Source organism: Cystobacter fuscus DSM 2262 (assembly GCF_000335475.2).
GTDB lineage: Bacteria > Myxococcota > Myxococcia > Myxococcales > Myxococcaceae > Cystobacter > Cystobacter fuscus.
The window spans coordinates 113,860-127,518 of record NZ_ANAH02000074.1 but is presented as its reverse complement, the minus strand read 5'-3'; the positions used below and the strand labels follow the sequence as shown (position 1 = coordinate 127,518).

Below are 13,659 nucleotides of genomic sequence, written 5' to 3'. Positions count from 1 at the left end.
GGAGGGCAGGCCGGTGGGTTAACGGGAGGCACATGACGCGGCCACGGGTAGGACGTTCAAGCTGGGGAGCACTTGTCTTCTGTCTGGGAGGGCTGTCGCTCGCCTCCAGCGCGTGGGGAGCGCCACCTCCCGCCACGGCCGTGGGCCAGGGCGCCCTGGACGAGGGCGTGCCCCGGGTGAAGGCCACGCTGCTCACGGACGTCACCGAGGTGAAGCCCGGGGACTCCTTCCGGGTGGGGGTGCGCTTCGAGCTGAACCCGGGCTGGCACGTCTATTGGAAGAACCCCGGCGAGGCGGGCCTGCCCTCGGAGATCGTCTGGGACACGCCGGGCACCACCGTGGGTCCCCTGGAGTGGCCACTGCCCTCCACCCTGCGCACCGCGGACGGCTTCATCACCACCTACGGCTACGAGGGCGAGGTGCTGCTGGCCGCCGAGGCCCGGGCTTCGGACAAGGCCGAGGGCTTCCTGCAGCTGTCGGCCGCGGCGGACGTGCTGGTGTGTGAGATCAACTGTCTGCCCGCCCAGCTGATGCTCACCCGCAACGTGCCCGTGGGCCCGGCGACCGTGAAGGACGCCGAGCACGTGCCGGCCTTCGACGCGGCGCACGCGCGCGTGCCGGTTGCGGCGGAGTCCACCCCCTACCAGGTGTCGCTCGCGCTCGACTCGCAGACGCTCACCACCGGCAAGCCCTTCACCGGCACCCTCACGCTCAAGGGCGCCGAGGGCGCGCCAGTGCCCTCGGTGGACAAGGACTTCTTCGTCCCCGATCGCATCCCCGGCATCGCCCAGCTCGCCCTGTCCGAGGTGAAGGGCCAGCCCGGCACCTTCAAGGTGGAGGGCAAGGCCTCCCTCAAGGTGCCCCCGAGTCACCCCCGGCTGCTGGGTGTGCTGCGCCTGGGGCCCGCCGCCACGCCCTCGCACGCGCTGGCGTTGGACCTGCCGCTCGCGCCCGTGGTGGCCGGGGCCCCGGCTTCCCCGGCGGCTCCCAAGGTGGCTCCCAAGGGGGTGGCCACGGCGACCGCTCCGGCGTCCGCCGCCAGCTCCGCGGACCTGTCGCTCGGACTGGTGTTCCTCTTCGCCTTCCTCGGCGGCGCGCTGCTCAACCTCATGCCGTGCGTCTTCCCGGTGCTGGCGCTCAAGGCCTATGGCTTCACCCGCACGGTGGGCGAGTCGCGTGGCCGGGTGGGCGCGCACGCGCTCGCGTACACGGGCGGCATCGTGGGCTCGCTGCTGGTGCTGGCGCTCGCGGTGCTGGGCCTGCGCGCGGCCGGACACGGGGTGGGCTGGGGCTTCCAGTTCCAGGAGCCGCTCTTCGTCGCCGCGGTGGCCGCGGTGCTCGTGGCCTTCAGCCTCAACCTCTTCGGCGTCTTCAACGTGGGCACCGACGGCACCGCCCTCGTGGAGAAGGTGGACTCGAGCCACGGCCTGACGCGCAGCGCGGGCGAGGGCGTGCTCGCGGTGGTGCTCGCCACGCCCTGCTCGGCGCCGCTGCTCGGCACCGCGGTGGGCTTCGCGCTCGCGCAGGGGCCCGCCACCGTCCTCGCCACCTTCTTCTTCATGGGACTGGGCCTCGCGCTCCCCTTCTGCCTGCTGGTGCTCGTGCCGGGGCTCGCCAAACGCCTGCCCAAGCCCGGCCCGTGGATGGAGCACGGCAAGAAGCTGCTCGGCTTCGCGCTCCTGGCCACCACGGTGTGGCTCGTGTGGGTGATGGGCGGGCTCGCGGGCGTGGACGGCATGGCGCGGCTGCTCGCCTTCCTCACCGTGGTGGCGCTGGGCGCGTGGATCTACGGCCTCCTGCAGGACTCCACCGGTGGGCGCAAGGTGGTGGGCCTGGTGGCGGTGGTGGCGCTGCTCGTCGGAGGCGGCGCCGGGTTCCTGCGCTTCGAGGAGCTGCGTGGCTCGGCGCCCAGGGAGGCCTCGGCCCAGGCGTGGAGCGAGGAGGCGGTGGCCGCGGCGCTCGCGGCCGGCCAGCCCGTCTTCATCGACTTCACCGCCGACTGGTGCCTCACCTGCAAGTTCAACGAGCGCACCGTGCTGCAGCGCGAGGACGTGCGCGCCGCCTTCGCCCAGCACAACGTGGCCTTCTTCGTGGCGGACTGGACGCGGCGTGACGAGGCCATCAGCGCGAAGCTCGCCGCGTTCGGCCGCGCGGGCGTCCCCATGTACCTGCTGGTGAGTCCCTCCGCGCCAGGCAAGCCCGAGGTGCTCAGCGAGCTGCTCACCGCCGACTCCCTCATCGACTCCATTCGCCGCGCCTCGGGCCGCGTGGCGGATGCCACCTGAACGCGTTGTCCACGCAGTCCCCCCTCAACCCGAAGGAGCGCTGACCGATGAAAAATCTCTTCTCCGCTGTCGCCCTCTCGCTGTCCCTGGTCTCCCCCGTGGTGGCGTTCGCCGCGGAGACGGCCCAGGTGGGCAAGCCCGCTCCCGCTTTCACCCTCAAGGACGAGTCGGGCAAGGAGCACTCGCTCGCGCAGTACAAGGGCAAGGTGGTCGTCCTCGAGTGGACCAACCCCGACTGCCCCTTCGTGAAGCGCCACTACACCGCCAACACCATGCAGAAGACGTTCGGCGGCTATGACGCCCAGAAGGTGGTGTGGCTGGCGGTGGACTCCACCGCGACCAACGCCCCCGACAAGTCCGCCGCCTGGAAGAAGGAGAAGGGCTTCACCTATCCCGTGCTCCAGGACCCCAGCGGCCAGGTGGGCAAGCAGTACGCCGCCAAGACGACGCCGCACATGTACGTCATCGATGCGCAGGGCGTGCTGCGCTACGAGGGCGCCATCGACGACGACCCGCGCGGCAGCAAGAAGGACGCCGCTCCCACCAACTACGTGAAGGGCGCCGTGGACGCGCTGCTCTCCGGCAAGCCCGTGCCCTCGGCCACCACCGAGGCCTATGGCTGCTCGGTGAAGTACAAGAGCTAACGCCCACGGTCCGACACTGACACGCGTGGGCTTGTCGCTCAGCCCACGCTCCCGCGCCCCTCCCGCGATTGTCGCTGGAGGGGCGTGTGCGTTTCAGGTGCTCTGCCGCCACTCCAGACGCGCCGCGCGCGTCCCCACCATGAGGCAGGCACATGTCATTCGACGAGACCCGGCGCTGGACCCGACGCAGGCTGTTGGAGACGACGGGAGGGCTGCTCGGCGCGAGCCTCTGGCTCCCCGAGACGGCCCTGGCGGCCGCGGGCGAGGTGAAGCTGCCCCCCATGAAGGCCACCACCGAGGTGGAGTCCCCGCTGCCCACCCCGCAGGCGCCCGACAAGCGCGTGGGCTTCGCCATCGTGGGCCTGGGCCGGCTGTCGCTCGAGGAGCTGTTGCCCGCCTTCGGCGAGTGCAAGAAGGCCAGGCTCGTGGCGCTGGTGAGCGGTGACAAGGACAAGGCGCGCACCGTGGCGGCCCAGTACGGCGTGTCCGAGAAGAACCTCTACGACTACAAGAACTACGACGCGCTCAAGGACAACCCGGAGGTGCACGCAGTCTACATCGTGCTGCCCAACAACATGCACGCCGAGTACACGGTGCGCGCGGCCAAGGCGGGCAAGCACGTGCTGTGCGAGAAGCCCATGGCCAACAGCGTGGCCGAGTGCCAGCAGATGATCGACGCGTGCCGCGCGGCGAAGAAGCAGCTCATGGTGGCCTACCGGCTCCAGTACGAGCCGCACCACCGGACCGCCATCCAGCTCGCGCGGAGCAAGAAGCTCGGGGCGCTCAAGCTCTTCAGCGCGGACAATGGACAGAACCAGGCGCCGGACGCGCAGTGGCGGCACAAGAAGGCCCAGGCGGGCGGCGGCGCGCTGCCGGACGTGGGCATCTACTGCCTGAGCGCCGCGCGCTACCTGAGCGGCGAGGAGCCCGTGGAGGTGTGGGGCTCCATGTACAGCACCCCCGGCGACGCGCGCTTCAAGGAGGTGGAGGAGAACTTCCTCTTCACCCTGCGCTTTCCCTCGGGGCTCCTCGCGCAGTGCACCACGGGCTACGGCCACCATGACAGCCGGCGCATGCGCCTGATGGGCTCGGAGGCGTGGGTCGACATGGACAACGCCTTCGCCTACAGCGGTCTGCGCATGCGGATTTCCCGCAAGTCTCCGGAGGACCCCAAGGCGTCGGACACCGTGGAGCGCAGCCTGCCCCAGCCCAGCCAGTTCGCCCGGGAGATGGACCACTTCGCCGAGTGTGTGCAGAACAACCGCCAGCCCCACACGCCCGGGGAGGAGGGCCTGCAGGACATGCGCATCATCGAGGCGCTCTACCGCGCGGCGCGCGAGGGCAAGTCGCAGAAGCTGGAGGCCGTGGGCAAGCAGGACGCCTTCCGCGGACCGGCGCCCTCGGCAGAGGGATGAGTTTCAGCCGCGGTGCCGCTCGGCCACCCGGTAGAGCTGGGTGAGGGAGGCGTCGAGCAGTGCCTGCCGCGAGCTCAGGGCGTGGCGTGCCCGGATGAAGGGCAACCAGAGGCGGGGGCCCACGCGCACCTGGGCCTCCTCGAGCTTCTGGCGTGGGAGCCACTGGCCACCCAGGTGGCGTACCAGGACTTCGCCCAGGTAGGCACCCAGGGCGGGCACCGCATGAGCGTCGATGGCCTCGCGCGGACGGCTCGTCGGGAACTCCTCGCGCCAGAGGTAGAAGTCGACCTCCGTGAGGGACTCGGGCGTGGCGTCGAAGACGGAGGGCACCTCGGTGTGCAGCAGGGCCACGAGGTGCTCGGCGAGGTGGCGATAGTGCTCGCACGCGCGCTCCGGGTCCTCCACATCCGGGGGCAGTGCGGAGCTGGAGGGGCGCCACTCCTCGGGTTCGGGGGGCCGCCAGGTGTTGAGCTCGGCGATTGTGCGTTGGCGCTGGTGACTGGCGACGTGGTCCACCACGCGGGAGAGGAGCGGCGCCACGTCCGGGGGGAAGAGGGGCTGGACGGGGGCGAGTGTGGCGCTGCGCGCGCGCAGGGTGCGCAGCACGGTGTCGAAGTCCAGGTCGGGACGGAGGTGGACGTGGGCGCGAGCCTGGGCGAGACGCGCCTCGTCGCTGGCGAAGTCCGAGGCGGTGGGCCGAGTCACCAGCAGGACGCAGCCGTTGGGCAACTCCTCCACCCGCCAGGCCGGAGTGGACAGCACGCGCTCGCGGCCGATGGATTCCACCAGCTTCGGACCGAAGACGTTGAGCCAGAACACCTCGTAGACCTTGTCGAACCCGTCCCGGTACCAGCTCTGCTTGTCGCGGCCGAAACTCGGGGCGTTCGTCAGTTCCGTGTCATCCGCGCTGTGGGCCGCGGCGTGAGTCACCGGGTAGCGAGAGGCCCATGTGCGCACCATTTCCACGAATGAGTGGCAGCGCTCCTCTTCTGTGAAGAAGGAGAGAGGCTTCACCTTGACCGTGATGCTCAATTCGGGGGGGCCGGGGTGGAAACGAGAGCCGCAGGGCCATGTCCAAGGCAGGCCACTTCGTACGGTAGAGCCCAAGCCCCATGCTGTTCTCGTCGCGCCGCTCCTCTTCTCGCACGGCGGCGTCCAGGTCGGCCACGTTCTTGGGCTTGAGTTCACCGCCCTCGTAGATGAGGCGGATCCGCTGGATGGGCACCTCATGTCTCCCTCGGAGGAACGGGCAACCCGAGGGAGACCACCTGTTTCCCTCAGGGCCTCCGGGTGGAACAGCGGGCTCCCAGGTGATGAGCCCGTGGCACAACCCGCCATGCGCAGGAGCGCGGCGAAGGAGGGAAGGAGCGAGTGGGTGTTCTGTCGGGCCATCTCTCCAGAAGCTGCCCAGGAGACGGAACTCCGCGCATGGGCGTCACATGTCTTCCGCTGACTGGCGCCTTCGGCCGAGACATGCACTCGTGGCGGCAAATACGCGTGAAAGTCAAACAAGGGTTGTGACACGTGTATGGCGACACGTCGGCCGGGTTTGCGCTTTGACGGACATGGCGTGATGGTTCACTCTCCCTCTGTGAAGGATGCCTTCGCCTCCGCGGGTTCTGGTGTCTCGTCGGTGATGCCACGACTCGTGGCGACTCCGCGAAGGCTCACGGCCTGTGATGCCCACCTCTTTCTCTGACCAGGAGCAACGCAATGCAAGGCAATGCAGGACGATGGATGAGCAGACTGCTGGGAGTCTGGATCGGAGTGTTGATGGGGGTGGGGTGCGGTCTGCCCACCGACGAGTCCGCAGAGCAGACGTCACGGGGCGCTCCTCTGCGGGACGCACCGTCGCGAGCCCGCCTCGCGGCGGGAAGCTCCTACTCCCTGGCACTGCGCCCGGATGGCACCGTCTGGGCAACAGGCTCCAACGACTTGGGCCAGTTGGGCGATGGCACCACGACCAACCACTCGGCGCCCGTGCAGGTGCCAGGGCTGAGCGGGGTGGTGGCCGTGGCCGCGGGCTCCTCCCACTCGCTGGCGGTACGTCATGACGGCACCGTGTGGGCCTGGGGCTCCAACTCCGATGGCCAGTTGGGGGATGGCACCACGACCATGCGCCTGACGCCGGTGCGGGTACAAGGGCTGAGCGGGGTGGTGTCCGTGGCCGCGGGCTCCTCCTATTCGCTGGCGGTGCGCTCGGACGGGACCGTATGGGCCTGGGGCTCCAACTTTTCCGGCCAGCTGGGGGATGGCACCACGAGCAACCGCCTGGTGCCGGTGCAGGTGCCAGGGCTGAGCGGGGTGGTGTCCGTGGCCGCGGGCTCCTCCCACTCGCTGGCGGTGCTCTCCGACGGGAGCGTGTGGGCCTGGGGTGCCAACTCTTCCGGCCAGCTGGGCGATGGCACGAAGATCAACCGCCTGGTGCCCGTGCAGGTGCCGGGGCTGAGCGGAGTGGTGGCCGTGGCCGCGGGTGCCGCCCATTCGCTGGCGGTGCGCTCCGACGGCACGGTGTGGACCTGGGGTGCCAACTCCTTCGGCCAGCTGGGCGATGGCACCAAGAGCGACCGCCTGGTGCCGGTGCGGGTGCAGGGGCTGAGCGGCGTGGTGGCCTCGGATGTGGGCTCCTACCATTCGCTGGCGCTGCGCTCGGACGGGAGCGTGTGGGCCTGGGGCCACAACTCTTCCGGCCAACTGGGGGATGACTCCTCGACCAGCCGCTCGGTGCCGGTGCAGGTGCGAGGGTTGAGCGGGGGGATGGCCGTGACCGCGGGCTCCTCCCATTCGCTGGCCGTGGGCTCCGACGGCACCGTGTGGGCCTGGGGCTCCAACTTCTCCGGAGAGCGTGGAGAGGGGACGACCAACAACCGAGCCTCGCCGGTGCAGGTGCAGGGGCTGGGTGGAGGGGTGGCCGTGGCCGCGGGCTTCAACCATTCGCTGGCGGCGCGCTCGGACGGGAGCGTGTGGGCCTGGGGCTCCAACGACTCCGGTCAGCTGGGGGATGGCACCACGCGCAACAGCACCTCGCCGGTGCAGGTGCAGGGGCTGAGCGGGGTGGTGGCCGTGGCCGCGGGCTTCGACCATTCGCTGGCGCTGCGCTCGGACGGGAGCGTGTGGGCCTGGGGCTCCAACGCCTATGGCCAGCTGGGGGAGGGCACCACGACCAACCGCCTGGTGCCGGTGCAGGTGCTGAGCGGGGTGGTGGCCGTGGCCGCGGGCTCCAACCATTCGTTGGCGGTGCGCTCGGACGGCACCGTATGGACCTGGGGCTCCAACCTCTACGGCCAGTTGGGGGATGGCACCACGAGCAACCGCCTGGTGCCGGTGCAGGTGCAGGGGCTGAGCGGAGTGGCGGCGGTGGCCGCGGGCTCCTTCCATTCGCTGGCGGTGCACTCGGACGGGAGCGTGTGGGCCTGGGGTTCCAACTCTTCCGGCGAGCTGGGGGATGGCACCACGAGCAACCGCCTGGTGCCAGGGCGGGTGCCGGGGTTGAGCGGAGGGGTGGCGGTGGCCGCGGGCGGCTTCCATTCGCTGGTGGTGCGCTCGGACGGCACCGTATGGACCTGGGGCTCCAACTCCTTCGGCGAGCTGGGGGATGGCACCACGACCAGTCGCTCGGTGCCGGTGCAGGTGCAAGGGCTGAGCGGGGTGGTGGCCGTGGACGCGGGCAATTCCCATTCGCTGGCGGTGCGCTCCGATGGCACCGTATGGACCTGGGGTTACAACTCCTATGGCCAGTTGGGAGATGGCACCACGACCAGGCGCTCGGTGCCGGTGCAGGTGCCAGGGCTGAGCGGGGTGGTGGCCATGGCCACGGGCGCCCTCCATCCGCTGGTGGTGCGCTCCGACGGCACCGTGTGGGCCTGGGGCTACAACTCCTTCGGCCAGTTGGGCAATGGCTCCCCCTTGTTCGCAACCACCGCCATCCGCTCCTTGCTGTATTGATGGCAATGCCTGCCTCGGCCCCGGGTGTCTGGCACCTGGGGCCGTCGCTCGAGGCGTTGGCGTCACCTCACGCGGTGGGATGTGAAGAGACCTCCTTTGACCAGGAGCAAAACAATGCAAAACAATGCAGGACGATGGATGATCAGACTGCTGGGAGTCTGGGTTGGAGTGCTGATGGGGGTGGGTTGTGGTCAGCCCACGGCCGAGCCGGCAGCGCAGACGGGGCGGGGCGCTCCGCTGCTGGCCGCGCAGTCGCGAGCCCGGCTCGCGGCGGGAGGCTCACATTCTCTGGCCGTGCGCCCAGATGGCACCCTCTGGGCCGTAGGCGGCAACGCCTCGGCCCAACTGGGGGATTCTACCGCGTACAACCGCTTGACGCCCGTGCGCTTGGGGTCGTTGAGCGGGGTGATGGCCGTGTCCGCGGGCTTCCTCCATTCGCTGGCGGTGCGCAATGACGGCACCGCGTGGGCCTGGGGCGCCAACAGCTACGGCCAGCTGGGGGAGGGCACCGGGGCCCTCCGCGCGCAGCCGGTTCAGGTGCCAGGGCTGCGCGGGGTGGTGGCCGTGGAGGCGGGCCAATACCATTCGCTGTCGGTGCTCTCCGACGGCACCGTGTGGGCCTGGGGCTCCAACTCCTCCGGCCAGCTGGGGGAGGGCACCACGACCAACCGCCTGGTGCCCGTGCAGGTGCCCGGGTTGAGCGGAGTGGTGGCCGTGGCCGCGGGCTCCAGCCATTCGCTGGCGCTGCGCTCGGACGGCACCGTGTGGGCCTGGGGCGCCAACTCTTCCGGCCAGTTGGGGGATGGCACCACGACCTACTCGCCGGTGCCGGTGCCGGTGCAGGTGCAGGGACTGAGCGAGGTGGTGGCCGTGGATGCGGGCTCCAGCCATTCGTTGGCGGTGCGCTCGGACGGCACCGTGTGGGCCTGGGGCTCCAACGCTTCCGGCCAACTGGGGGATGAGACCACGATCAGCCGCTCGACGCCGGTGCAGGTGTTGGGGCTGAGCGGAGTGCTGTTCGTGGCCGCGGGCTCCTCCCATGTGCTGGCGCTGCGCTATGACGGCACCGTGTGGGCCTGGGGTTCCAACTCCTCCGGCCAGCGTGGAGATGGGACGACGAACAACCGCGCCTTGCCGGTGCAAGCGCAAGGGCTGAGCGGGGTGATGGCCGTGGCCGCGGGCGACAACCACTCGCTGGCGGTACGCTCGGACGGCAGCGCGTGGGCCTGGGGCTCCAACGCCTCCGGCCAGCTGGGGGAGGGCACCACGAGCAATCGCCCGGAGCCGGTGCAGGTGCAGGGGCTGAGTGGGGTGGTGGCCGTGGCCGCGGGCTCCGCCCATTCGCTGGCGGTGCGCTCGGACGGCACCGTGTGGGCCTGGGGCGCCAACGCTTCCGGCCAGCTGGGGGATGGCACCACGACCGACCGCCTGGTGCCGGTGCAGGTGCAGGGGCTGAGTGGGGTGGTGGCCGTGGCCGCTGGACATCACCACTCGCTGGCAGTGCGCAATGACGGCACCGTGTGGGGCTGGGGCCGCAATGACAGCAACCAGCTGGGAAAGGGCTCCATGCGCCTGCTGGTGCCGGCGCAGGTGCAGGGATTGAGCGCAGTGGTGGCCGTGGCCGCGGGCGACACCCACTCGCTGGCGGTGGGCTCCGATGGCACCGTGTGGGCCGTGGGCAGCAATAACAATGGCCAGCTGGGGGATGGCACCACGACCTACCGCTTGGTGCCGGTGCCGGTGCTGAGCGGGGTGGTGTCCGTGGCCGCGAACGACTACCATTCGCTGGCGGTGCGCTCGGACGGCACCGTGTGGGCCTGGGGATACAACTCGACTGGCCAGTTGGGCGATGGCACTACGACCACCCGCCTGGTGCCGGTGCAGGTGTCAGGGCTGAGCGAGGTGGTGTCCGTGGTCGCGGGCGGCTACCATTCGCTGGCGGTGCGCTCGGACGGCAGCGCGTGGGACTGGGGCTCCAACGCCTACGGCCAATTGGGGGATGGCTCCACGACCTACTTGCCGGTGCCGGTGCGGGTGCAACAACTGAGCGGGGTGGGGGCCGTGGCCTCGGGCTCCAGCCATTCGCTGGCGCTGCGCTCGGACGGCACCGTGTGGACCTGGGGTTACAACTCCTTCGGCCAGCTGGGCAATGGGCCCCCCTTGAACACCGCCACCGTCATTCGCTCCTTGCTGTATTGAGGGCAATGCCTGCCTTGGCCCCAGGTGCCTGGCACCTGGGGCCGTCGCTCGAGACGTTGGCGGTGTGACTTCGCCGCTGTGTTGATTCACTCACCAGGAGCAATGCGATGCAAAGCCATGCAGGAAGATGGATGACCAGACTGCTGGGAGTCTGGGTTGGAGTGTGGATGGGGTTGGGTTGTGGCCAACCCACTGCCGAGTCAGCAGCGCAGACGGTGCGGAGCGCTCCGTTGCGGGCCGCGCAGTCGCGAGCCCGTCTGTCGGCAGGAGACGGACATTCTCTGGCCGTGCGCCCGGATGGCACTGTCTGGGCCGCAGGCAACAACGGCTCGGGTCAGCTGGGGGATGGTACCAGGGACAACCGCTCGACGCCGGTGCAGGTGCTGGGGTTGAGCGAGGTGGTGGCCGCGGCTGCGGGCTCCATCCATTCGCTGGCGTTGCGCAATGACGGCACCGTGTGGGCCTGGGGCTACAACGGCTACGGCCAGCTGGGCAATGGCTCCCTGGGCTCCCGCGCGGAGCCGGTGCAGGTGCAGGGGCTGAGTGGGGGAGTGTCCGTGGATGCGGGCCACTACCATTCGCTGGCGGTGCGCGATGACGGCACCGTGTGGGCCTGGGGCGACAACCCCAACGGCCAGCTGGGGGAGGGCACCACGACCAGGCGCCTGGTGCCGGTGCAGGTGCAGGGGCTGAGCGAGGTGGTGGCCGTGACCGCGGGCTCCAGCCATTCGCTGGCGCTGCGCTCGGACGGCACCGTGTGGGCCTGGGGCGCCAACGCTTCCGGCCAGTTGGGGGAGGGCACCACGACCAACCGCCTGGTACCGGTGCCGGTGCTGGGGTTGAGCGAGGTGGTGGCCGTGGAGGCGGGCTCCAGCCATTCGTTGGCGCTGCGCTCGGACGGCACCGTGTGGGCCTGGGGCGCCAACGCTTCCGGTCAGCTGGGGGATGGCACCACGACCAAGCGCCTGGTGCCGGTGCAGGTGCTGAGCGGAGTGGTGGCCATGGAGGCGGGCTCCGGCTATTCGCTGGCGGTGCGCAATGACGGCACCGTGTGGGCCTGGGGCTACAACTTTTCCGGCCAACTGGGGGATGACACCGTGACCAGCCGCTCGACGCCGGTGCAGGTGCTGGGGCTGAGCGAGGTGGTGGCCGTGGCCGCGGGCTCCTCCCTCTCGCTGGCGCTGCGCTCGGACGGCACCGTGTGGGCCTGGGGCTCCAACGACTACGGCCAGCGTGGAGAGGGGACGACGAGCAACCGCGCCTTTCCGGTGCAAGCGCGAGGGCTGAGCGGGGGGGTGGCCGTGGCGGCGGGCTATGCCCACTCGCTGGCGGTGCGCTCGGACGGCACCGTGTGGGCCTGGGGCTCCAACGCCTCCGGTCAGCTGGGGGAGGGCACCACGAGCAATCGCTCGGAGCCGGTGCAGGTGCAGGGGCTGAGTGGGGTGGTGGCCGTGTCCGCGGGCGCCTCCTCCTCGCTGGCGATACGTTCCGACGGCACCGTGTGGGCCTGGGGCTCCAACGCTTCCGGCCAGCTGGGGGATGGCACCACGACCGACCGCCTGGTTCCGGTGCAGGTGCAGGGGCTGAGTGGGGTGGTGGCCGTGGTCGCGGGCACCTCCTTCTCGCTGGCGGTGCGCAATGACGGCACCGTGTGGGGCTGGGGCTACAACGGCTACGGCCAGCTGGGGACGTTCACCTCGCTCTTCGTCTTGGTGCCGGTGCAGGTGACAGGATTGAGCGGAGTGGTGGCCGTGGCCGCGGGCAACCTCCACTCGCTGGCGGTACGTTCCGACGGCACCGTGTGGGCCTTGGGCCGCAATGACAACGGCCAGCTGGGGGATGGCTCCTGGACCAACCGCTCGGCGCCGGTGCAGGTGACAGGGCTGAGCGGAGTGGTGTCCGTGGCCGCGGGCGACTCCCATTCGCTGGCGGTGCGCTATGACGGCAGCGTGTGGGCCTGGGGCTACAACTCTTTTGGCCAGTTGGGGGATGGCTCCTGGTTCCAGCGCTCGGCGCCGGTGCAGGTGACAGGGCTGAGCGGAAGGGGGTCCGTGGCCGCGAGCTCCGACTATTCGATGGCGGTGCGCTATGACGGCACCGTGTGGGCCTGGGGTTTCAACCTCTACGGCCAGCTGGGGGATGGCACCACGTCGTCCAACCAACTGGTGCCGGTGCAGGTGCAACAGCTGCGCGGGGTGGTGGCCGTGGAGGTGGGCTCCAGCCATTCGCTGGCGCTGCGCTCGGACGGCACCGTGTGGACCTGGGGTTACAACTCCTTCGGCCAGCTGGGCAATGGGCCCCCCTTGTACGCCACCACCGCCATTCGCTCCTTGCTGTATTGATTGGCCCGGTGGTTGGCACCTGGGGCTAGAACAGCCAGACGCCCAGCCCCACCGCCACCACCGCGAGGGCCACCAGCGCGGCGCGCACCCAGCCGGAGCGTGAGCCCCAACGCCCCCGTCGCTCCACCGGCTTCGCGAGGAGGTGCTGGTACAGCCGATCCTTGTCCTCCACGCGCGCGATGGCCTGGAGGATGAGCCGCAGCGCATCGGCCACCTCCTTCGCCGGGACGGGCCTGGCCGAGCGCTCCACCTTCATCTTCACCGAGGACGACTCTTTCCCGCCGGAGAGGCTCACCTCCCACGAGCCCTGGAGCAGCTCCTCCAGGTGCTTCTCGGGGAAGAGCAGCACGGTCCGCGCGCCCGTGTGGACATGGTGCGCCAGGCACAGGCGGCCCACCCCGCTCCCCATCAACTCGAGCCGCTCCCCCAGCAGGTACGGCCCCACCCGGTCCCCCGGCGATTCCTTCTCGTCCGACACGTGCCTCTCCTCGTCTGGCGTTCCATGCCCAAGGGGCCAGATTCGACCTCCCAAGTCAATGCGCGCCACGTGTCCTGCGAGGTCGACTCGATGTCCTGGATGGGTGAGCACCACCCGACATCCCAGGTCGTTTCAGGAGTGCACCGGGCCCCCGCGGGACGGCGCGGGCGGGCCCATCACCTCTCCTGATGACTCGTGTCACCATCCGACGAAACGTTGTCACCAGGGCCCGTCCACCCCCCTTCTCCGAGGGGGCTTCACCGCTTGTCGTGGTGACACCTGTTACCAGGCTGTGACCCGTCGTCTGACGTCTCCGGCACGGTGTTCTGAGTCAAATCAAGGGCTTGCATC

Annotated in this window: 7 protein-coding genes and 1 pseudogene; 6 read left to right on the top strand and 2 right to left on the bottom strand. The window is 70.1% G+C overall.

From position 1 onward, the window contains the following. The first annotated feature begins 32 nt into the window (after positions 1-32). From D187_RS48520 to D187_RS48510, 3 genes are all read left to right on the top strand, one after another. Positions 33-2,285, top strand: coding sequence for a protein-disulfide reductase DsbD family protein (locus D187_RS48520; RefSeq protein WP_002627729.1), 2,253 nt, complete (start codon positions 33-35; stop codon positions 2,283-2,285). Between the two features lie 47 nt (positions 2,286-2,332). Beyond that, positions 2,333-2,929 (top strand): thioredoxin family protein, encoded by a 597-nt coding sequence (locus D187_RS48515; RefSeq protein WP_002627727.1) that lies wholly within the window; start codon positions 2,333-2,335, stop codon positions 2,927-2,929. A gap of 152 nt (positions 2,930-3,081) precedes the next feature. Further along, positions 3,082-4,344: a Gfo/Idh/MocA family protein gene (locus tag D187_RS48510; RefSeq protein ID WP_002627725.1), complete on the top strand. Its 1,263-nt coding sequence runs from the start codon at positions 3,082-3,084 to the stop codon at positions 4,342-4,344. 3 nt (positions 4,345-4,347) lie between these two features. On the opposite strand, the pseudogene D187_RS48505 reads toward D187_RS48510, so the two are convergent. Beyond that, positions 4,348-5,482: pseudogene (locus D187_RS48505) on the bottom strand (hypothetical protein); the annotation flags it as partial. A gap of 575 nt (positions 5,483-6,057) precedes the next feature. On the opposite strand from D187_RS48505, the gene D187_RS48500 reads away from it, so the two are divergent. From D187_RS48500 to D187_RS48490, 3 genes are all read left to right on the top strand, one after another. After that, positions 6,058-8,289: an RCC1 domain-containing protein gene (locus D187_RS48500; RefSeq protein WP_002627718.1), complete on the top strand. Its 2,232-nt coding sequence runs from the start codon at positions 6,058-6,060 to the stop codon at positions 8,287-8,289. 138 nt (positions 8,290-8,427) lie between these two features. Then, on the top strand, positions 8,428-10,488 hold the full coding sequence (locus D187_RS48495; RefSeq protein ID WP_245592024.1) for an RCC1 domain-containing protein: 2,061 nt from the start codon (positions 8,428-8,430) through the stop codon (positions 10,486-10,488). Positions 10,489-10,619: 131 nt separating this feature from the next. Beyond that, positions 10,620-12,830 carry an RCC1-like domain-containing protein gene (locus tag D187_RS48490; RefSeq protein WP_245592023.1) on the top strand — a complete coding sequence of 737 codons (2,211 nt, stop codon included), beginning with the start codon at positions 10,620-10,622 and terminating at the stop codon, positions 12,828-12,830. A 25-nt stretch (positions 12,831-12,855) separates the two neighbouring features. Here the strand turns inward: D187_RS48490 and D187_RS48485 are convergent, their stop codons facing one another. After that, entirely contained in the window at positions 12,856-13,308 is a 453-nt protein-coding gene (locus D187_RS48485; RefSeq protein WP_002632551.1) for a hypothetical protein, read from the bottom strand. Between the last annotated feature and the right edge of the window lie 351 nt (positions 13,309-13,659).